The sequence below is a fragment of the Pseudomonas sp. PNPG3 genome (genome assembly GCF_023093815.1).
Classification (GTDB): domain Bacteria; phylum Pseudomonadota; class Gammaproteobacteria; order Pseudomonadales; family Pseudomonadaceae; genus Aquipseudomonas; species Aquipseudomonas asiatica.
The window spans coordinates 28,732-49,602 of sequence record NZ_JALLKV010000025.1 but is presented as its reverse complement, the minus strand read 5'-3'; the positions used below and the strand labels follow the sequence as shown (position 1 = coordinate 49,602).

The 20,871-nt window shown below is 63.0% G+C and carries 14 protein-coding genes and 1 pseudogene; 7 read left to right on the top strand and 8 right to left on the bottom strand.

The genetic code is table 11. The annotated features are described in order from the left end of the window. Window positions 1-205 precede the first annotated feature (205 nt). The 4 genes from ligA to MJ643_RS17335 all read right to left on the bottom strand — a co-directional run bounded on the left by ligA (window position 206) and on the right by MJ643_RS17335 (window position 8,022). Window positions 206-2,536 carry an NAD-dependent DNA ligase LigA gene (gene ligA, locus MJ643_RS17350; RefSeq protein WP_013973519.1) on the bottom strand — a complete coding sequence of 777 codons (2,331 nt, stop codon included), beginning with the start codon at window positions 2,534-2,536 and terminating at the stop codon, window positions 206-208. Window positions 2,537-2,774: 238 nt separating this feature from the next. After that, the gene (gene zipA / locus MJ643_RS17345; RefSeq protein WP_013973520.1) at window positions 2,775-3,665 is read right to left on the bottom strand and encodes a cell division protein ZipA; all 891 of its coding nucleotides are present in this window, start codon (window positions 3,663-3,665) and stop codon (window positions 2,775-2,777) included. A 205-nt stretch (window positions 3,666-3,870) separates the two neighbouring features. Next, a complete protein-coding gene (smc, locus tag MJ643_RS17340; protein WP_208209444.1) occupies window positions 3,871-7,359 on the bottom strand; it encodes a chromosome segregation protein SMC in 3,489 nt (1,162 codons plus the stop codon). Between the two features lie 3 nt (window positions 7,360-7,362). Beyond that, on the bottom strand, window positions 7,363-8,022 hold the full coding sequence (locus MJ643_RS17335) for a GntR family transcriptional regulator (protein WP_013973522.1): 660 nt from the start codon (window positions 8,020-8,022) through the stop codon (window positions 7,363-7,365). A 268-nt stretch (window positions 8,023-8,290) separates the two neighbouring features. On the opposite strand from MJ643_RS17335, the gene xdhA reads away from it, so the two are divergent. The 4 genes from xdhA to guaD all read left to right on the top strand — a co-directional run bounded on the left by xdhA (window position 8,291) and on the right by guaD (window position 14,416). Further along, window positions 8,291-9,745 (top strand): xanthine dehydrogenase small subunit, encoded by a 1,455-nt coding sequence (gene xdhA, locus MJ643_RS17330; RefSeq protein WP_013973523.1) that lies wholly within the window; start codon window positions 8,291-8,293, stop codon window positions 9,743-9,745. Next, complete coding sequence (gene xdhB, locus MJ643_RS17325) at window positions 9,738-12,137, top strand: xanthine dehydrogenase molybdopterin binding subunit (RefSeq protein ID WP_041505746.1); 2,400 nt, start codon at window positions 9,738-9,740, stop codon at window positions 12,135-12,137. The genes xdhA and xdhB overlap by 8 nt, the downstream gene beginning before the upstream one ends. Window positions 12,138-12,255: 118 nt before the next feature. Next, the gene (gene xdhC / locus MJ643_RS17320; RefSeq protein ID WP_013973525.1) at window positions 12,256-13,101 is read left to right on the top strand and encodes a xanthine dehydrogenase accessory protein XdhC; all 846 of its coding nucleotides are present in this window, start codon (window positions 12,256-12,258) and stop codon (window positions 13,099-13,101) included. Window positions 13,102-13,111: 10 nt separating this feature from the next. Continuing rightward, on the top strand, window positions 13,112-14,416 hold the full coding sequence (guaD, locus tag MJ643_RS17315) for a guanine deaminase (protein WP_013973526.1): 1,305 nt from the start codon (window positions 13,112-13,114) through the stop codon (window positions 14,414-14,416). On the opposite strand, the gene aqpZ is transcribed toward guaD, so the two are convergent. Together aqpZ and MJ643_RS17305 are read right to left on the bottom strand one after the other, a co-directional pair. Continuing rightward, window positions 14,413-15,111, bottom strand: coding sequence for an aquaporin Z (gene aqpZ, locus MJ643_RS17310; protein ID WP_013973527.1), 699 nt, complete (start codon window positions 15,109-15,111; stop codon window positions 14,413-14,415). The two genes, guaD and aqpZ, sit on opposite strands and share 4 nt — an antisense overlap. A 232-nt stretch (window positions 15,112-15,343) precedes the next feature. Then, window positions 15,344-16,099 (bottom strand): GntR family transcriptional regulator, encoded by a 756-nt coding sequence (locus tag MJ643_RS17305; RefSeq protein ID WP_003259493.1) that lies wholly within the window; start codon window positions 16,097-16,099, stop codon window positions 15,344-15,346. Between the two features lie 312 nt (window positions 16,100-16,411). Between MJ643_RS17305 and MJ643_RS17300 the strand changes: the two genes are divergently transcribed. Beyond that, a complete protein-coding gene (locus tag MJ643_RS17300) occupies window positions 16,412-17,731 on the top strand; it encodes an NCS2 family permease (protein WP_153671158.1) in 1,320 nt (439 codons plus the stop codon). Between the two features lie 494 nt (window positions 17,732-18,225). On the opposite strand, the pseudogene MJ643_RS17295 reads toward MJ643_RS17300, so the two are convergent. Then, window positions 18,226-18,459: pseudogene (locus MJ643_RS17295) on the bottom strand (RHS repeat-associated core domain-containing protein); the annotation flags it as partial. A gap of 179 nt (window positions 18,460-18,638) precedes the next feature. Further along, window positions 18,639-18,992, bottom strand: a complete 354-nt coding sequence (gene uraH / locus MJ643_RS17290) for a hydroxyisourate hydrolase (protein WP_003259496.1) — start codon at window positions 18,990-18,992, stop codon at window positions 18,639-18,641. Between the two features lie 398 nt (window positions 18,993-19,390). Between uraH and puuE the strand changes: the two genes are divergently transcribed. Together puuE and uraD are read left to right on the top strand one after the other, a co-directional pair. Then, complete coding sequence (gene puuE / locus MJ643_RS17285) at window positions 19,391-20,317, top strand: allantoinase PuuE (protein ID WP_013973531.1); 927 nt, start codon at window positions 19,391-19,393, stop codon at window positions 20,315-20,317. Beyond that, entirely contained in the window at window positions 20,317-20,832 is a 516-nt protein-coding gene (gene uraD, locus MJ643_RS17280; RefSeq protein ID WP_013973532.1) for a 2-oxo-4-hydroxy-4-carboxy-5-ureidoimidazoline decarboxylase, read from the top strand. The genes puuE and uraD overlap by 1 nt, the downstream gene beginning before the upstream one ends. Window positions 20,833-20,871: the final 39 nt, after the last annotated feature.

The window sequence follows — 20,871 nt, the reverse complement described above, 5'->3', positions numbered from 1 at the left end:
TGGAGCTGGCAATTCGCGGGTGAACCCGCTCCTACAGGGTTAGCGCTGACAGCAAGACCAGCGCAGGACTTGTGGGAGCGGGCGTGTCGAGGCGTCGAACCGCCGCGAAGCAGGCGCCGCGATGGATGGCACGGGCTTCGCCCGTGTTCGCGGGCATGCCCGCTCCCACAAGGACCGCGCAAGCCACAGGGGATTGCGCAGGGCGTCAGACAGCGATGCCCTGTTCGCCCAGGAAGGTGACGAAGGCATCTTCATCAAGCACCTTCACACCCAACTCACTGGCCTTGGCCAGCTTGGACCCCGCCCCCGGCCCCGCCACCACGCAGTGGGTCTTGCCGGATACCGAACCCGCCACCTTGGCCCCCAGGCTTTCCAGCTTTTCCTTGGCGATGTCGCGGCTCATGCGCTCCAGGGTGCCGGTCAGCACCCAGGTCTGGCCGGCCAGCGGCAAGCCTTCGGCCACTTTCTTCTCGCTGCTCCAGTGCATGCCGAACGCCAGCAACTGTGCCTCGATGTCCCGGGCCAGCTTCTGGTTGGCTTCATCCTTGAAGAACTCGCGCACGGCTTCGGCCTGCTTGGCCGCCAGGGCCTGGCGCAGGTCGATACCATCGGCGGCGATGATCTTGTCCAGGCTGTCTAGCTTGGCCACCAGCTTCTCGGCACCGGTCGGGCCAACCGAGGCGATGTCGAGCTTGGCGATCATGCCGGCCAGGGTGGTGCTGGCGGCGAACTCGGCAGCCAGCTCGCCTTCGTCCTGCAGTTGCATGCCGCTGTCGAGCAACTGCTTGATGACCTTGCGGTTGTGCTCGTCCTCGAAGAAGTTGTGGATCTCGTACGCCACCTCCAGGCCGATGTCCGGCAGGTAGGTGAGCACCTGCGGCAGCGCCTGCTGCACCCGCGCCAGGCTGCCCAGCGAGCGGGCCAGCACCTTGGCGGTCTCCTCGCCTACGTCCGGGATACCCAGGGCGTAGATGAAGCGCGCCAGGCCCGGGCGCTTGCTGGCTTCGATGGCATCCAGCAGCTTCTTGCTGGACACTTCGGCAAAGCCTTCCAGGCCGACGATCTGGTCGAATTCCAGCTTGTACAGGTCGGCCGGCGAACCGATCAGGCCTTCGTCCACCAGTTGCTCGACGCTCTTCTCGCCCAGGCCATCGATGTCCATGGCGCGGCGTGACACGTAGTGGATGATCGCCTGCTTGAGTTGGGCGCCACAGGCCAGGCGACCGACGCAGCGGTACACCGCCCCCTCGCTGGTTGTTTCCTTGCCCTTGCTACGCTTGACCAACTGGGTACGCTCGACCTGCGAGCCGCATACCGGGCACTCACTCGGCACCTGCACCGGGCGCGCATCCTCTGGGCGGCGCTCCAGCACCACCTGCATCACCTGCGGAATCACGTCACCGGCGCGGCGGATGATAACCGTGTCGCCAACGCGCAGGCCCAGGCGGGCGATTTCGTCCATGTTGTGCAGGGTAGCGTTGGACACGGTCACACCGGCCACCTTGACCGGCTTCAGGCGTGCCACGGGCGTTACGGCGCCGGTGCGGCCGACCTGGAACTCGACATCCAGCACCTCGGTCAGCTCTTCCATGGCCGGGAACTTGTGGGCAATCGCCCAGCGGGGCTCACGGGCACGGAAGCCCAGTTCGCGCTGGGCGGCCAGGCTGTTGACCTTGAACACCACGCCGTCGATTTCGTAGGGCAAGCTGTTGCGTCGCTCGCCGATGTCGCGATAGTAGGCCAGGCATTCTTCGATACCGGCGGCATGCTTGAGTTCGCGGCTGATCGGCAACCCCCACGCCTTGAGCTGTTCGAGGATGCCGATGTGGCTGTCGCCGATGCTCGCGGACACCTGGCCGACGCCATAGCAGCAGAATTCCAGCGGGCGGCTGGCGGTGATTTTCGAGTCCAGCTGACGCAGGCTGCCGGCTGCGGCGTTGCGCGGGTTGGCGAAGGTCTTGCCACCGGCTTCGGCCTGGGCGGCGTTGAGCCGGTCGAAACCGGCCTTGCTCATGTAAACCTCGCCGCGCACCTCCAGCACCGCAGGCCATCCCTCGCCTTGCAGCCTGAGCGGGATGTTGCGCACGGTGCGTACGTTGGCACTGATGTCTTCGCCGGTGGTGCCGTCGCCACGGGTGGCGCCCTGTACGAGCAGACCGTCGCGGTACAGCAAGCTCACGGCCAGGCCGTCGAGCTTGGGCTCGCAGCTGTAGTCGACCGCACCGGGCTGGTCGAGGCCGTCTACCACGCGGCGGCCGAACTCACGCAGGTCGGCTTCTTCGAAAGCGTTGCCCAGGCTGAGCATGGGCACTTCGTGGCGGACCTGGCTGAACGCGGCCAGGGCTGCGCCCCCGACGCGCTGGGTGGGCGAGTCGGGGGTTACCAGGTGCGGGTATTCGGCTTCAAGCGCCTTGAGCTCGTTGAACAGGCGGTCGTATTCGGCATCGGGCACGCTTGGCTCATCGAGCACGTAGTAGCGATAGTTGTGCTGGTCGAGCTCGGCACGCAGTTCGTGGATACGGGTTTCGGCGGTCATGGGATTTGTCTTCTCTTGCAAAGCAAAAGAGCAGCCTGGGGGTGGTGCCGGGGGTTTGAGGTATTTATTGCCTGTTCCGGCCCCTTCGCGGGTAAACCCGCTCCTACAGGGACACCACAAACCTCAAGGGCTGTGGTGTCCCTGTAGGAGCGGGTTTACCCGCGAAGGGGCCGGAACAGGCGATAACAACACCCGAACCGACCAGCACGCCCTGAGGCTGCTCTTTCGTCTGGATCTGTCAGCGCTTCTGGGTCAGCGCACGGCGCTCGAACTCGACGATGCGCTGGCGATAGTGCTCGATGGTCTGGGCGGTCAGCACGCTGCGCTGGTCGTCCTTGAGCTCACCGTTCAGTTCGTGCGCCAGCTTGCGCGCCGCAGCCACCATCACGTCGAAGGCCTGCTTCGGATGACGCGGGCCCGGCAGGCCGAGGAAGAAGCTCACCGCGCGGGTGCTGAAGTGGTCGATGTCGTCCAGGTCGAACACGCCGGGCTTGACGGCGTTGGCCATGGAGAACAGCACCTCGCCGTGACCGGCCATGCTCTCGTGACGGTGGAAGATGTCCATTTCGCCGAAACGCAGGCCGCTTTCCAGAATGTTCTGCAGCAGCGCCGGGCCCTTGAAGCCACCCTCGTCGCGGGAGATGACGCTGATCACCAACACTTCCTCGGCCGGCGGCAGCTCCTTGACGCTGCTGCTGGCAGGCGCCGCACCGTTGCTGCGGGTATTTTCCGCGGCAAAGTCATCATCGCTGTCGGCAAACAGGTCCGGCTCGCGTGGCTCGGCGCTGAGGTTCAGGTCGCCCTGCTGTGTATCCGCAGCAGCGGTGGCGCGCTTGCCGCGCTTGGCAGCCTTGGCCGGCTTGGGCTCGCGCTCGCGATCACGCGCAGAAGCACTGAGCGACGGCAGGTCGCTTTCGTCCAGCTCAGGCTCCTTGTGGGTATCCAGCACCCGCGACGGGCCAAGCACTTCGGCATTGCCCTCTTCGTCCGGCAGGTTGGAATAACTGCGATCCAGACGGAATTTCAACTTGCCTTTCCCGCCGCGCATGCGGCGCCAGCCGTCGAAAAGAATCCCGGCAATGACAATGATGCCGATGACGATCAGCCACTCGCGCAGACCGATTTCCATGTAATCCCGTGCCTCTATAAAAATATGCTTGAAAACAAAGGGTTCAAAGCCCTTTAACACGTGGCGCCAACTCTATGTTCTGACAGGCGTTTTACCCACGCAAAAAACGAGTGACATTAAGCTAGCACGACCAAAGACAACTTTACACCGTCTGTCGCACATGGCGGGGGCATTTCGCTACGGAATATGCCCTTATCGTCGAGCATCAGGCATCGACCATGGCCATGGCCTCCTCCACGTCGACGGCAACCAGACGTGAACAGCCCGGTTCATGCATGGTCACCCCCATCAATTGATCCGCCATCTCCATGGCAATCTTGTTATGGGTGATGTAGATGAACTGCACGCTTTCACTCATTTCCTTGACCAGACGGGCGTAGCGCCCGACGTTGGCATCGTCCAGCGGCGCGTCGACTTCGTCGAGCATGCAGAACGGTGCGGGGTTCAACTTGAAGATGGCAAACACCAGCGCCAATGCGGTCAGTGCCTTCTCACCGCCGGACAGCAGATGGATGGTGCTGTTCTTCTTGCCCGGTGGTCGCGCCATGATCGTTACCCCTGTATCGAGTAGATCTTCGCCCGTCAGTTCCAGATAAGCGCTGCCACCACCGAAAACTTTTGGGAAAAGTGCCTGTAATCCGGCATTTATCTGATCAAAGGTATCCTTGAAGCGGTTGCGGGTTTCCTTGTCGATCTTGCGAATGACGTTTTCCAGGGTCTCCAGGGCTTCGACCAGGTCGGCGTCCTGGGCGTCCAGGTAGCGCTTGCGCTCGGACTGCTGCTCGTACTCTTCGATGGCCGCCAGGTTGATCGCCCCCAGGCGCTGGATACGCGCCTCGAGCTGCTCCAGCTCCTGTTCGGTACCCTGCTCGCTGGCTTCGGCCTCGAGAGTGGCGAGCACACCTTGCAGGTCGTAGCCGTCGGCCAGCAACTGCTCCTGCAAGGTCTTGCGCCGCACATCCAGGCCCTGGCACTCCAGGCGCAGCTGCTCCAACTGGCCACGCAGCAATTGGGCCTGCTGCTCGGCCTGGGTACGACGCTTTTCGGCGTCACGCAGTTCGCGGTCGGCTTCGTCCATGTGCAGGCGGGCCTGGCGCATTTCCTCATCGACGCTCATGCGCCGCTCCAGCAGCTCTTCCAGCTTCAGGCGCAGTTCTTCCTGCGGGGCCTCACCCTCTTCCAGGTTCAGGCTCAGTTGCTCCTGGCGCTCGGTCAGGCGCGCGGCCTGCTGCTCCAGGCGCTCCAGTGCCTGCCGGGTGGAGTCGTGCTGGGCACGCAGCGAGCCCAGACGGACAGCCAGCTGGTGGGCGTGATCCTTGTGCTGGCGGGCCTCCTGGCGCACGCGATCGAGGCTTTCGCGCAAAGTGTCGCGGCGGGCCATCAACTGCTCGCGCTGCTCGGTGTCCTGGGCCATCAGCTCCAGGGCCTCCTGCAGCAGCAGGCGGGCTTCGCCCAGTTGCTCATGTTCCAGAGCGCGCTGCTCTTCCAGTTCGGCCAGCTCTTCCTGCAGGCGCCGGCGGCGCAGCTCGACCTGCTCGGCACGTGCGCGGCCAGCCGACAGGTTGGCCTTCAGCTCGCCATGCAGGCGGCTTTCTTCCTGGGTGCGACGGCGCAGTTGTTCCCGCTGCTCTTCAAGGTCCAGCTGCTGCTCGCGCAGGGCCTGCAGTTGCTGTTCAAACTGCTCCAGCGCCGCTTCCTGCTCCAATTGCTCCTGGCCGAGGCGCTCGATCTCCTGGCCGCGTGCCAGCAGGCCGCCTTCGGCTTCGCCGCCACGGCGCACCCGCAGGAAGTGTCGGCCAACCCAGTAGCCATCGCGGCTGACCAGGCTCTGGCCTTCGCCGAGCGAGGCGCGCTGCGCCAGTGCCTGGGCAAGGTCTCCCACGGGTTTGACCTGGCCCAGCCAGGGCGACAGGTCGACACGGCCTTCGACCTTTTCCAGCAGGCTGCCGGGCAGCGACGAGCCGGTACCGCTCGCCAGCAGCAAGCGCAACTCGCCCTGCTCCAGGCCGGCAAAATCCAGATTACTGAAGTCGTCCACCAGTACAGCCTGCAGGTCGGCGCCAAGCACGGTTTCTACCGCAAGCTCCCAGCCCGGCTCAACCCGCAACCCTTCAGCCAGCCGCGGCCGTTGCTCCAGGCCCTGGCCCTGGAGCCAGTCCGCAGCACCTGCACCGGGCTCCAGGGCAGCCTGCTGCAAGGCTTCGAGCGAGGCAAGGCGCCCGCCCAGGCGTTGCAGGTCGCCCTGCGCCTGCTGTTGGGCCTGGGTGGCCTGCTGCAGTTGCTCACGCGCGCCTTCCAGGCGCTCGACCACCTGCTCTTCGGACAACTGCAACTCTTCCAGCAACATTTCGCTACTGGCCAGCTGCTCGGCCAGTTCGAGCATGGCCGCATCCTGCGGGTCGCTGCCCAGCAGCTCGCGCTCCTCGCCCAGCTTGCGTTGGCGCTCGGCCTGGCGTTCCAGGCTGGCTTCCAGCTGCTGCAGACGCGCCTGCTGCACTTCGGCCTGGCGGCGCGGCTCGGCAGAACGGCTGTTGAAGCTGTCCCACTGTTCCTGCCAGCCGTGCATGCCCAGCTCGGCCTCTTCAAGGGCAGCGGCGGCTTCTTCGGCAGCGGCCAGGGTCATTTCCTGCTCGGGTTCGAGCATTGCCAGCTCTTCGCCCAAGGTAGCCAGCAGGGTGCGGTCGTGCCCGAGGTGCGACTCGGTTTCCAGGCGCGTGCGCTCGGCTTCCTTGAAGTCATCCTGCAACTGGCGCAGGCGCTGCTGGCCGTGCTGGATGCTCTGCTCGACCCGGGCGATGTCACCGGCCACCGAGTAGAAGCGGCCCTGCACCTGGTTGAAGCGCTCGGACAATTCGTGATGGCCATCGCGCAGGCGCTCGATGCTGGCATCGGCATTGCGCTGCTCGGCCACCAGCGCCTCATGGGACACATCCTGGTCGCCGATCACCGCCTCGCGCTGGCGCACCCGTTCGTCCAGATCACGCCAGCGCAAGGCCGACAGGCGCGCCTTCAACTGGCGTTCCTGGGCTTTGTATTCCCGGTACTTCTCGGCTGCCTGGGCCTGGCGGTGCAGGCGCTCCAGCTGGCGTTCCAGCTCTTCGCGCAGGTCGGTCAGGCGCGCAAGGTTTTCCTGGGTGCGGCGGATGCGGCTCTCGGTTTCCCGGCGGCGTTCCTTGTACTTGGAAATACCGGCGGCTTCCTCGATGAAGTTGCGCAGCTCCTCGGGCTTGGCCTCGATCAGCTTGGAGATCATGCCTTGCTCGATGATCGAGTAGCTGCGCGGCCCCAGGCCGGTGCCAAGGAAGATGTCGGTGATATCGCGCCGGCGGCACTTGGTACCGTTGAGGTAATAGCTGTTCTGCCCGTCGCGGGTGACCTTGCGGCGGATCGAGATCTCGGCGTAGGCGGCGTATTCGCCGACCAGGGTGGTTTCGCTGTTGTCGAACACCAGCTCGATGCTGGCCTGGCTGACCGGCTTGCGGCCACTGGAGCCGTTGAAGATGACATCGGTCATCGACTCGCCGCGCAGGTTCTTCGCCGAACTCTCGCCCATCACCCAGCGCACGGCATCGATGATGTTGGACTTGCCACAGCCGTTGGGGCCGACCACGGCCGCCATGTTGCTGGGGAAGTTGACCGTGGTGGGGTCGACGAACGACTTGAACCCGGCCAGGCGAATGCACTTCAGGCGCATCGGTCAGCCTCGGGCCAACGCCGCCAGCACCAGTTCGCAGCTGCGCTGGCCATAGGCGGTGAGCACCTCGCGAATGCGCGGCAGGTCACGGGCGATCACGGCGTCGAGCAGGCGGGCGAACAGGTCCAGATAGTCGATCATGCTGGCCTGGCGCTGGTCCAGCGACAGGTAGTAGGCACGGCTCATCGCCGGCTGCAGGTTTTCCACGGTTTCCTGCAGGAACGGGTTGTCGGCGAACGGGTAGGCCGCCCGCATGACTGCGAAGCTGTCGGCGACGAAGGCCTTGATGTCCAGCTGGTCATGGGCTCGCTGCAGGCGCTGCTGGATCTCCAGGAACGGGCGCAGGTCGGCATCGGTGCGCCATTTTTGCGCAACCGCGTTACCCAGCAGGATGTAGAACTCGCCCATCAGTGCACACAGGCTGCGCACACTGCGCTCGTCGAGCTCGGTCACATGGGCACCCCGGCGCGGCAGGATCGCCACCAGGTGGCGGCGTTCGAGGATCAGCAGCGCCTCGCGCACCGAGCCGCGGCTGACGTTGAGTGCCTGGGTGACCTTCTGCTCCTGGATACGCTCGCCTGGCGCCAGCTCGCCACGGATGATGCGTTCGGCCAGGTAATCGGCAATCTGCTCGGAGAGGCTGTCCGGGGCCTTGAACGTCATGGTTTTCCTTCAAAATCATTGAACTGGGCACAAGGAGCGGATTGTAGCGTACTTGGCCGCTGATCGCGCAGAGGGGCCTGGCGGTTTATTTGACCTGCAAGGCAACCACACGCCCGGCGCGATCTATGCTTGGAATATGGGCAATGTGTGCGGCCGGGCTTGGACATGAGCAATTTCTTGACCTTTGAGTCAGAAAAATATTGACCAGCTGGACAGCTCTTGCTTAGAGTCCGCCCAACAACAATAAAACCATTGCGAGGCCATCCCCGTGATCCAGTTTCTCGTAAACCAGGAGCTGCGTAGTGAGCATGCCCTGGACCCGAACATGACGGTGCTGCAGTACCTGCGCGAGCACCTGGGCAAACCTGGCACCAAGGAGGGCTGCGCCAGTGGTGACTGCGGTGCCTGCACCGTGGTGGTCGGCGAACTGACCCAGGACGACCAAGGCAACGACAGCATCCGCTACCGTAGCCTCAACTCGTGCCTGACCTTCGTCTCGTCGCTGCACGGCAAGCAACTGATCAGCGTCGAGGGTCTCAAGCACCAGGGCCAGCTGCACAGCGTGCAACAGGCCATGGCCGATTGCCATGGCTCGCAGTGCGGCTTCTGTACACCCGGCTTCGTCATGTCGCTGTTCGCCCTGCAGAAGAACAGCAGCGGCCCCGACCTGCACCAGGCCCAGGAAGCCCTGGCCGGCAACCTGTGCCGCTGCACCGGCTACCGGCCGATCCTCGACGCCGCCGAGCAGAGCTGCCGCCAGCCCTGCCGCGACCAGTTCGATGCCCAGCAGGCACAGACCATCAGCCGCCTCAAGGCCATTGCCCCAACCCAGACCGGCGAACTGAACAGTGGCGACAAGCGCTGCCTGGTACCACTGACCGTGGCCGACCTGGCCGACCTGTACAGCTCGCACCCCGAAGCGCGGCTGCTGGCCGGCGGTACCGACCTGGCACTGGAAGTCACCCAGTTCCACAAGACCTTGCCGGTGATGATCTACGTCGGCCATGTGGCCGAGCTCAAGCGCATCGAGAAAACCGCCAGCCATCTGGAAATTGGCGCCGCCACACCGCTCACCGACTGCTACGGTGCGCTGAACGAGGAATACCCGGACTTCGGTGCCCTGCTGCACCGCTTCGCCTCGCTGCAGATCCGCAACCAGGGCACCCTGGGCGGCAATATCGGCAACGCTTCGCCAATCGGTGACTCGCCACCCCTGCTGATTGCCCTGGATGCGCAGATCGTCCTGCGCCAGGGCGATCGCCAGCGGGTGATGCCACTGGAAGACTACTTCATCGACTACCGCATCACCGCCCGCCAGGACAGCGAGTTCATCGAGAAGATCATCGTGCCGCGCGCCACCAGCGATTGGGCGTTCCGCGCCTATAAAGTGTCCAAGCGCCTGGACGATGACATTTCTGCCGTATGCGGCGCCTTCAACCTGAGCATCGAAGACGGCGTGGTCAGCGGTGTGCGCATCGCCTTCGGCGGCATGGCGGCAGTCCCCAAACGGGCCCGTGCCTGCGAAGCGGCGCTGCGCGGCAAGCCGTGGAACCAGGCTGCCATCGAGCGCGCCTGCCAGGCCCTGGCCGAAGACTTCACCCCGCTCAGCGACTTCCGCGCCAGCAAGGAATACCGCCTGCTGACCGCCCAGAACCTGCTGCGCAAGTACTTCATCGAACAGCAAACGCCGTACATCGAAACCCGGGTGACCGCTTATGTCTAACCATCACGTAGCCAAGAGCCAGGCCGAGATGGCCGAACTGTTCAGCCAGGACCTGACCACCGGGGTCGGCCGCAGCGTCAAGCATGACAGCGCCGACAAGCATGTGTCCGGCGAGGCGGTGTACATCGACGACCGCCTGGAATTCCCCAACCAGCTGCACGTCTATGCGCGCACCGCCGACCGCGCCCACGCGCGCATCCTGCGCATCGACACCACGCCGTGCTATGCCTTCGAGGGCGTGCGCATCGCCATCACCCACGAAGACATCCCTGGCCTAAAGGACATCGGCCCGGTGGTAGCCGGCGACCCGCTGCTGGCCATCGACAAGGTCGAGTTCTTCGGCCAGCCGGTGCTCGCCGTGGCCGCCCGTGACCTCGATACCGCGCGCCGTGCGGCCATGGCCGCCATCGTCGAGTATGAAGACCTGGAGCCGGTGCTGGATGTGGTCGAAGCACTGCGCAAGAAGCACTTCGTGCTCGACAGCCACACCCACCAGCGTGGCGATTCCGTCGCTGCCCTGGCCAGTGCACCGCACCGCATCCAGGGCACCCTGCACATCGGTGGCCAGGAGCACTTCTACCTGGAAACGCAGATTTCCTCGGTGATGCCCACCGAAGACGGCGGCATGATCGTCTACTGCTCCACGCAAAACCCCACCGAAGTGCAGAAACTGGTCGCCGAAGTACTCGACGTGCCAATGAACAAGGTGGTGCTGGACATGCGCCGCATGGGTGGCGGTTTTGGTGGCAAGGAAACCCAGGCCGCCAGCCCGGCGTGCCTGTGCGCAGTGGTGGCGCGCCTGACCGGCCAGCCGACCAAGATGCGCCTGCCACGGGTCGAAGACATGACCATGACCGGCAAACGCCACCCGTTCTACGTCGAGTACGACGTGGGCTTCGACGACGACGGGCGCCTGCACGGCATCAACTTCGACCTGGCCGGCAACTGCGGCTACTCGCCCGACCTGTCCGGTTCGATCGTCGACCGCGCCATGTTCCACTCCGACAATGCCTACTACCTGGGCGATGCCACCGTGCACGGCCACCGCTGCAAGACCAACACAGCCTCCAACACTGCCTATCGCGGCTTTGGCGGCCCGCAGGGGATGGTCGCCATCGAGCAGGTGATGGACCACATCGCTCGCCACCTGGGCCGCGACCCGCTGGCGGTGCGCAAGGCCAACTACTACGGCAAGACCGAGCGCAACGTCACCCACTACTACCAGACCGTCGAGCACAACATGCTCGAAGAGATGACCGCCGAACTGGAAGCCAGCAGTGACTATGCCGAGCGCCGCGAGTCGATACGCCGCTTCAACGCCAACAGCCCGGTCCTGAAGAAGGGCCTGGCACTGACACCGGTCAAGTTCGGTATTTCGTTCACCGCCACCTTCCTCAACCAGGCCGGTGCGCTGATCCATATCTACACCGACGGCAGTATCCACCTGAACCATGGCGGCACCGAGATGGGCCAGGGCCTGAACACCAAGGTGGCACAGGTGGTGGCGCAGATCTTCCAGGTCGATTTCAGCCGTATCCAGATCACCGCCACCAATACTGACAAGGTGCCCAACACCTCACCGACCGCTGCCTCCAGTGGTGCCGACCTGAACGGCAAGGCAGCGCAGAACGCTGCGGAGATCCTCAAGAAACGCCTGACCGAGTTCGCCGCACGGCACTACCAGGTGACCGAGGAAGACGTCGAGTTCCGCAACGGCCATGTGCGCGTGCGCGACCAGATCGTCAGCTTCGAGCAGCTGGTGCAGCAGGCCTATTTTGCCCAAGTGTCGCTGTCCAGCACCGGTTTCTACCGCACGCCAAAGATCTACTACGACCGCAGCCAGGCACGTGGCCGGCCGTTCTACTACTTCGCCTTCGGCGCCGCCTGCGTGGAGGTGGTCGTCGACACCCTGACCGGCGAATACAAGATGCTGCGCGCCGACATCCTGCACGATGTGGGTGATTCGTTGAACCCGGCCATCGACATCGGCCAGGTGGAAGGCGGCTTCATCCAGGGCATGGGCTGGCTGACCACCGAAGAACTGGTGTGGAACGCCAAGGGCAAGCTGATGACCAACGGCCCGGCCAGCTACAAGATCCCGGCAGTGGCGGACATGCCGCTGGATTTGCGGGTAAAGCTGGTGGAAAACCGCAAGAACCCGGAGGACACGGTGTTCCATTCCAAGGCTGTGGGCGAACCACCGTTCATGCTCGGCATCGCCGCCTGGTGCGCGATCAAGGACGCCGTGGCCAGCATCGCCGACTACCGCGTGCAGCCACAGGTGGATGCGCCGGCGACGCCGGAGCGGGTGTTGTGGGGTTGCGAGCAGATGCGCAAGGCAGTGGCTGCAGCGCAACCTGCCGAGCCGGAGCTGGAAACCGTGTCTCACTGACAATGCAGGGCCCTGTGGGAGCGGGTTTACCCGCGAATGCGATAGTGGTTTCACCGCCGCATTCGCGGGTGAACCCGCTCCCACAGGGATCGCGACGCGACTATAGAGAGGTTGCATCATGCACCAATGGATCAACGCCCTCGCCGACCATCAGTCCCGTGGCGAAGCCTGCGTGCTGGTTACCATCATCGAGGAGCGCGGCTCGACCCCGCGCAATGCCGGCTCGAAAATGGTCGTCAGCGCCAGCGGCCTGTTCGACACCATCGGCGGCGGCCACCTGGAATACAAGGCCCTGCACATCGCCCGGCAAATGCTCGAAGAGCACCGCACCACCCCGCATCTGGAGCGCTTCAGCCTCGGTGCCAGCCTTGGCCAGTGCTGCGGCGGCGTCACTGTGCTGCTGTTCGAACCCATGGCCGCGGTGCAGGCGCAGATCGCGGTGTTCGGCGCGGGCCATGTCGGCCGGGCTCTGGTACCCTTGCTCGCCGCGCTGCCCTGCCGGGTGCGCTGGATCGATTCGCGCGAGCAGGAATTCCCTGCCCTGATCCCCGACGGGGTGACCAAGGTGGTCAGCGAGGAGCCGGTCGACGAAGTGGCAGACCTGCCGCCAGGCTGCTACTGCATCGTCATGACCCACAACCACCAGCTCGACCTGGAATTGACCGCCGCCATTCTCAAGCGCAACGACTTCACCTGGTTCGGCCTGATCGGCTCGAAGACCAAACGGGTCAAGTTCGAACACCGCCTGCGCGAGCGCGGCTATGACGAGGCCGTGATGTCGCGCATGCGCTGCCCGATGGGCCTGGCCGAGGTCAAGGGCAAGCTGCCCATCGAGATCGCCGTGTCCATCGCCGGTGAAATCATTGCCACCTACAACGCCTGCTTCGGCCAGCACGACGCTGCCGCCAATGCCGGCCCCATTGCCCAGTTGCTGCCGCCCTCCCGGCGCAGCCAAGCCATTTGACGAGTGTGTTATGACCGTTACCCGCAAAGCCTACCGTGCCGCCATCCTGCACAGCATCGCCGACCCGGCCGAGGTGGGCCTGGAGGCTTCCCATGAATACTTCGAGGACGGCCTGCTGGTGGTCGACAATGGCCGCATCAGCGCCGTAGGCCACGCCGCCGAACTGTTGCCGACCCTGGATGCCGATATCCCGGTCGAGCACTACCAGGACGCACTGATCACCCCAGGCTTCATCGACACCCATATCCATTTCCCGCAGACCGGCATGATCGGCTCCTACGGCGAACAGTTGCTGGACTGGCTGAATACCTACACCTTCCCCTGCGAAAAACAGTTCGCCGACAAGGAACACGCCGACCAAGTGGCGAAAATCTTCCTCAAGGAACTGCTGCGCAACGGCACCACCACCGCCCTGGTGTTCGGCAGCGTGCACCCGGAATCGGTCAATGCCCTGTTCGAAGAAGCCGAACGCCTGGACCTGCGCCTGATCGCCGGCAAGGTGATGATGGACCGCAACGCCCCGGATTACCTGACCGACACCGCAGAGTCCGGCTATGCCGAAAGCAAGGCGCTGATCGAGCGCTGGCACGGCAAAGGCCGCCTGCATTATGCAGTCACCCCGCGCTTCGCCCCGACCAGTACGCCTGAACAGCTGGCGCTGGCGGGCCAACTGCTCAAGGAGCACCCGGGCGTGTACATGCACACGCACCTGTCGGAGAACCTCAAGGAAATCGAGTGGGTCAAGTCGCTGTTCCCCGAGCAGAAGGGTTACCTCGACGTCTACGACCACTTCGAGCTGCTGGGCGAACGCTCGGTATTCGCCCATGGCGTGCACCTGTGCGATGACGAATGCCAGCGCCTGGCCGAAACCGGCTCGGCGGTGGCCTTCTGCCCCACCTCCAACCTGTTCCTCGGCAGCGGCCTGTTCAACCTGCCCCAGGCCGAGCGCTTCAAGGTCAATGTGGGCCTGGGCACTGACGTTGGCGCCGGCACCAGCTTCTCGCTGCTCAACACCCTGAACGAAGCGTACAAGGTGATGCAACTGCAGGGCGCACGCCTGCACCCGTACAAGTCACTGTACCTGGCCACGCTCGGCGGCGCCCGCGCGCTGCGCCTGGACGACCGCATCGGCAGCCTACGCCCGGGTAACGATGCCGACTTCGTGGTGCTGGACTACAAGGCCACGCCACTGCTGGACTACCGCATCCAGCAGTCCAACAGCATCGAGGAAACCCTGTTCGTGCTGACCACCCTAGGCGACGACCGCACCGTGCGTGAAACCTACGCCGCTGGGCGTTGCGTGCACCAGCGCTAAGGTTCTTTTGCCAGGCCCCGGTACAGTGCGCCGCCGATCGCAGCACCAATCAGCGGCGCCACCCAGAACAGCCACAGCTGTTGCAGGGCCCAGCCACCGACGAACAAGGCCGGCCCCGTGCTACGCGCGGGGTTGACCGAAGTATTGGTCACCGGGATAGAGATCAGGTGGATCAGGGTCAAAGCCAAACCGATGGCGATCGGCGCAAAACCCGCTGGCGCCCGGGCGTCGGTAGCGCCCATGATCACCACCAGGAACATCGCCGTCATCACCACTTCACTGACAAAGCCCGCCCCGAGCGTGTAGCCGCCAGGCGAGTGGTCGGCGTAGCCGTTCGAAGCCAATCCCGCAGACAGCTCGAAACCTGACTTGCCGCTGGCGATGAGGTAGATCACACCTGCCGCCAGAATGGCGCCGATCACCTGGGCGATCACGTAGGGCAGCAGCTCTTTGGCCGGAAAGCGCCCGCCCACCACCAGCCCGAACGACACGGCGGGGTTGAGGTGACAGCCGGAGATATGGCCGATGGCGAAGGCCATGGTCAGCACGGTCAGGCCGAAGGCGAAGGCGACGCCAAGTACACCGATGCCGATGGGCGAGCTGGCGGCGAGTACCGCACTGCCGCAGCCGCCAAGCACCAGCCAGAAGGTGCCGACCAGCTCGGCCCCCATGCGTTTACCGAGGGACATGCTCATGAGTCCATTCCTCAAGAAGTTGAACGCAACGAATGCGCAAGCCCAACTGCTTGATGAAGGTTTGCTCACAAGAATTTAGCAGACCTTTGATCAATGACCAGAAATGGCCGTGCTTCTTGTGGGAGCGGGTTTACCCGCGAAGAAGGCGACACGGTGAATGGCACCGGCTGCGCCGGTGTTCGCGGGTGAACCCGCTCCCACAACGGCGCACTACGCTCACTTGAGCAAACGATCAACCCTTGACCGATACCTTGGGCTTTTTCAGCAAGTGCGAGAACACCGCATGCAGATCGTCCGAGGCACTCTCCTCGTCCAGGTTCAGCTTGCTGTCGATGTGGTCCATGTGGTGCATCATCAGGCTCACCGCCTGCTCGGCATCGCGTGCCTCGATGGCATCGATCAGCTGCATGTGTTCGTCATACGAGCAATGCGAGCGGTTGCCGCTTTCGTACTGGGCAATGATCAGCGAGGTCTGCGACACCAGGCTGCGCTGGAAGCTGACCAGCGGCGCATTGCCCGCAGCCTCGGCCAGCTTGAGGTGGAATTCGCCGGAAAGACGAATGCCGGCACCACGGTCACCACGCGAGAAGCTGTCGCGCTCCTCCCGCACCATCTGCCGCAGCTCGTTGAGCTGCTCGAGGGTAGCGTGCTGCACGGCCAGTTCGGTAATGGCCCGTTCGACCATGCGCCTGGAGAAGAACACCTGACGGGCTTCTTCCACCGTAGGGCTGGCCACCACTGCGCCGCGGTTCGGCCGCAATAGCACCACGCTTTCATGGGCCAGCCGCGACAACGCGCGGCGAATGATGGTGCGGCTGACGCCGAAGATCTCGCCCAGCGCTTCCTCGCTCAACTTGGTACCCGGTGCCAGACGCTGCTCGAGGATTGCCTCGAAAATATGCGCGTAGACGATGTCGTCCTGGGTACCACTGCGGCCAGCCTTGCCGGTACGCGCAGGTTTCTTCAGAGGTTGCAGCTGTTCGTTCATGGGCTCTCGAGGCACGAAGGAAAGTATGGCGCCATTGTACACAGGCTGAGCCGTTTCTGCAGGTGGCCTTTTACCTATATAGCCGTTGTACGACGTATTGCGCACACAAAAGATAAAACATTATTTGCTTTATTTGTACACAAAAGCATAATCCACCGAGCAACTTCTTGACCCATAAGTCAACAAACCAGTCAGACGTCTGCCTTCCCTCGCGGAGCCGCCAAGTGCATTGCGCAGGCCCATGGTTCCAGAACAACAAGAAAGACTTGAGGAGTACTCGCTGTGGAAAGCCGCAAATCCGAAGCCCCTACGCTGGATCTTGCTCCACCGCTCGAAACGAGCTGGCTGGAGCGGATTTTCAAACTCAAGCAGCACGGCAGCACCGTCAGAACCGAAATGATCGCCGGCGTGACCACCTTCATCACCATGGCCTACATCATCTTCGTCAACCCCAACATCATGGCCGACGCAGGCATCGACCACGGTGCCGCCTTTGTCGCCACCTGCATCGCCGCCGCGCTGGGCTGCCTGTTGATGGGCCTGTACGCCAACTGGCCGGTGGGCCTGGCGCCGGGCATGGGGTTGAATGCCTTCTTTACCTACACCGTGGTTGGCACCATGGGCTACAACTGGGAAACGGCGCTGGGGGCAGTCTTTGTCTCGGGTGTGCTGTTCATGTTCCTGACCTTGTCGAAAGTGCGCGAATGGTTGCTCAACAGCATCCCGGTCAGCCTGCGCCATGCCATGGGGGCCGGCGTCGGATTGTTTCTCGGGCTGATCGGCCTGAAGACCGCCGGCATCATCGTCGACAGCCCGGCCACCCTGATCAAGCTGGGCTCGCTGCATGAGCCGGGGCCACTGCTGGCGGCGGTGTGCTTCCTGTTGATTGCCATCCTCAGCTACAAGCGGGTATTCGGCGCGATCCTGATCAGCATCATCGGCGTCACCCTGGCCGGCTGGGGCCTGGGCCTGGTGAAATTCGGCGGGGTGATGTCGATGCCGCCGAGCCTGGCACCGACCTGGATGGCCATGGATGTGGCTGGCGTATTCAACGTCAGCATGATCAGCGTGGTGCTGGCCTTCCTGTTCGTGCACATGTTCGACACCGCCGGCACGCTAATGGGCGTGGCGCAGCGAGCCAACCTGGTGGCACCGGACGGGCGTATCGAGAACTTGTCGAAGGCGCTGAAGGCTGACAGCGCTTCGAGTGTGTTCGGTGCCGTGGTCGGTGTGCCGCCGGTGACCAGTTATGTGGAAAGTGCTGCCGGTGTGGCCGCTGGTGGCCGTACCGGCCTGACGGCGGTGGTGGTCGGCCTGCTGTTCATTGCCGCCATGTTCTTCGCGCCATTGGCCGGAATGATTCCGGCCTATGCCACCGCGGGCGCACTGATCTACGTGGCAATGCTGATGATGGGCAGCATGGCGCATATCCACTGGGACGAAGCTACCGACAGCATTCCGGCGATCGTCACGGTGATCATGATGCCGCTGACTTTCTCGGTGGCCGACGGTATTGCCCTGGGCTTCATCAGCTATGTGGCATTGAAGGCAGGTACCGGCAAGTACAAGGAAATCTCCGCCAGCCTGTGGGTGCTGTGCGCAATCTTCATTGCCAAGTTCGTGTTCCTCTGAACCCTCCACATCCAAAAAGGGCGCTCCGGCGCCCTTCTCTTTTATTTAGCCGGTGCTGGTTTTTTCGCGAAGATGCCCGTTCGAGGGAGTTCAGCTGGCGTCACGCCTGAAGGAACGGTTTCCCGCACGCTTACAACCTCAAATGCCGCCGGCAAGATCGCTACTACATCAAATACATCCTTTTTATAACCTACACCGGGGACCAGATTAAGATCCTTGCGCACGAGTACCGGCAGGACAACACCATCGTCGTAGGCATTAGCGTATGTTTTGGCGTGTTCAGGGGTTGGCGCGACATAGAAGCCTTGCCCTTGGGCTCGCCTATGAGGCTCTGAATACACTGGCGATAGCCCCTTAGCCAATGAAGGAATATTTTTTCGGCTCGTCCCGTGCCAGCCAACCAGTTTTGTAAATCCCCCCTTGTTAGCAACTGCAGCCAGAACCTCTACTCGCTTGGGCGGCTTTGCAACCCCCATCAGCATTTTCCAAAGGCTATGACCGCTTGGATCCTGGTAATTCACTGGGTCCCCCTGGCAGTAGGCATACGCGTTCAAGCCACCTTGATCGAACGGACTCAAGCTGTCCGGGCTGTTGAACCGCATCAAAGAGGGATTGAATGCTCGATAACCATTACCCAAGTGGTAATGCTCGGTGACTGGGTCCAGTTGTTCACCGTTGAAGCCGAGTACACCCTGATCAGGCAGATGGTAGCCATAGGGCGCATACGCATTTTTTGTGTCCATCAGGCCGGCTCCTCAACTTGGTAGCTGATCATCCCAGATGAACCAAAAAGAGAGTACTGGCAGAAATGTGAGTGATTTGAACTGATATAAAAAACGCAGACGAAAAAAAGCCCGCCAGTGTGAGAGCGGGCCAAAGGACCTACGAAGATTCTTCTAGCGACCAACTAGCTTCCACGATAGGTCGAATAGCTGTACGGCGAGATCAGCAGCGGCACGTGGTAGTGCTCCTGCTGCTCGTCGATGCCAAAGCGCAGCACGACAACATCCAGAAACGCCTGGGCCGGCAGCTGTACACCGCGAGCGCGGTAGTAGTCACCAGCGCTGAACTGCAGCTGGTAGACGCCGGTACGGTAGTCGTCACCCTGCAGCAGCGGCGCATCGACGCGGCCATCGCTGTTGGTCAGGGCGGTGTTCACCAGCTCCAACTGCTGGCCTTCGACACGGTACAGCTCGACCTTGATCGAGCTGCCCGGGCAGCCATGCGCGGCATCCAGTACGTGTGTGGTCAAACGTCCCATTGCTTGTCGCCTCTTGTTCAATCTGTGGGCAAAAAATACTCAGCCGTCGCACCAGCATAGCGCCTGCGGCAGGCGGGAATGACGTCATTAAGACATTCCGAGCCAAGATTGTACACAATTTTTTCAACCCATCTGTCGCCCGCAGCAAATCTTGCCACTGAGCGACCCACCGATCGCAAAGACAGGCCTGGTAACGACACCAACATCATTAGCTGACCAATCAGGCAGGTTTCTTGCACTGTTTTTCCAGGTCGCTACGAGGCGACAAAAGGGAAGAAATGCGGAAAAACAGGCTTACAAAAGATTTCAGAAGTTGTATACAATCAGCCCATCCGGTGGTGCGACATCCCGACGCGGTCCGCCCACCCCCGCACAAACGCACAAGAAGGAAGACTGCAGTGAGCGCTGACTACCCTCGCGACCTGATCGGTTACGGCAACAACCCTCCTCACCCGCAATGGCCGGGCAACGCTCGCATCGCGCTGTCTTTCGTCCTCAACTACGAGGAAGGTGGCGAACGCAACATCCTGCACGGTGACAAGGAGTCCGAAGCATTCCTCTCGGAAATGGTCGCCGCCCAGCCACTGCAGGGCGTGCGCAACATGAGCATGGAATCGCTGTACGAGTACGGTAGCCGTGCCGGCGTGTGGCGCCTGCTGAAGCTGTTCAAGGACAGCGGCGTGCCGTTGACCATCTTCGCCGTGGCCATGGCCGCCCAGCGCCACCCCGACGTGATCCGTGCCATGGCCGAGGCCGGTCATGAAATCTGCAGCCACGGTTACCGCTGGATCGACTACCAGTACATGGACGAGGCCCAGGAGCGCGAGCACATGCTCGAAGCCATCCGCATCCTCACCGAAATCACCGGCGAGCGCCCGCTGGGCTGGTACACCGGCCGCACCGGCCCGAACACCCGTCGCCTGGTGATGGAGGAAGGCGGCTTCCTGTATGACAGCGACACCTACGACGACGACCTGCCCTACTGGGAGCCGAACAACCCTACCGGCAAGCCGCACCTGGTGATCCCCTACACCCTCGACACCAACGACATGCGCTTCACCCAGGTACAGGGCTTCAACTGCGGCGAGCAGTTCTTCCAGTACCTGAAGGACGCCTTCGATGTGCTGTACGCCGAGGGCGCCGAAGCACCGAAAATGCTGTCCATCGGCCTGCACTGCCGCCTGGTCGGCCGCCCGGCGCGCCTGGCCGCACTGAAGCGTTTCGTCGATTACGCAAAAAGCCATGACCAGGTCTGGTTCGCCCGTCGCGTGGACATCGCCCGCCACTGGCACGCCACCCACCCGTACAAGAAAGAGAACGCCTGATGACCGCCTTCAAGACCCTCAAGCCATCCGCCCTGGACCGCGACGCCTTCGTGAAGGCCTTCGCCGACATCTACGAGCATTCGCCGTGGGTAGCCGAAAAAGCCTATGACCTGGGCCAACTGGGCGAACTGGACGAGATCGAGGCGCTGCACCAGCGCATGAGCGACATCCTGCTCAGCGCCAACCACGCCGACCAGTTGGCGCTGATCAACGCTCACCCGGACCTGGCCGGCAAGGCCGCCATCCAGGGCGAGCTGACCGAATCGAGCACCAACGAGCAGGCCGGCGCCGGTATTCACCAGTGCACCGCCGAAGAGTTCGCCCGTTTCACCGAACTGAACGACGCCTACAAGGCCAAGTTCCAGTTCCCGTTCATCATGGCGGTAAAAGGCAGCAACCGGCACCAGATCCTCGCCTCCTTCGAAAAACGCATCCACAACGATGCCGATGCCGAATTCAAGGAAGCCCTGGCGCAGATCAACCTGATCGCCCTGTTCCGCCTGCTGCAGCTGTAAAGCCGCCGCAACGCTTGAGCCTTATCCAGAACAACGAAC